The 605-nt window shown below is 46.1% G+C and carries 1 protein-coding gene; it reads left to right on the top strand.

Features of this window, described 5'->3' with window-relative positions:
* On the top strand, nucleotides 1-605 hold a 605-nt coding region (locus tag ACFIL8_RS12300), incomplete at both ends, for an AAA family ATPase (protein WP_375690051.1).

Here is a 605-nt window from a genome sequence, read left to right as displayed (position 1 = left end):
TTGCGGATGGAAGATGAAATTAGCAAACGTGTGATTGGTCAGGGAGAGGCTGTTCAAGCTGTTTCTCGTGCTGTACGTCGTGCGCGTGCAGGGTTGCAAGATCCCAATCGTCCGCTTGGCTCTTTCATGTTTTTGGGTCCTACTGGTGTGGGGAAAACCGAATTAACCAAAGCTCTTGCCGCTTTTCTCTTTCAAGACCCAAATGCCATGTTGCGCATCGATATGTCGGAATATATGGAAAAGCATGCCGGGGCGCGGCTGATTGGGGCACCTCCTGGATATGTTGGATATGAAGAGGGTGGGGTGCTGACTGAAGCTGTACGTAGAAGACCTTACCAGGTCATTCTGTTTGACGAAATTGAAAAAGCACATCCGGATATCTTTAATCTCTTGCTACAAGTGCTCGATGAAGGGCGCTTGACTGATAGTCAAGGACGTACCGTTGATTTTCGCAATACCTTGCTGATTATGACTTCTAATCTTGGTGCTGAATTTTTAACCGCTTTGCCTGAAGGGCAAACCGTTGAGCAGGCAAAAAATGATGTTATGAATGTCGTTAAAGCGGCTTTCCGTCCTGAATTTTTAAACCGTATTGATGAGATTAT

Source organism: Bartonella sp. AP57NXGY (genome assembly GCF_042195805.1).
Lineage (GTDB): Bacteria > Pseudomonadota > Alphaproteobacteria > Rhizobiales > Rhizobiaceae > Bartonella.
This window is presented reverse-complemented; position numbering and strand designations above follow the sequence as displayed.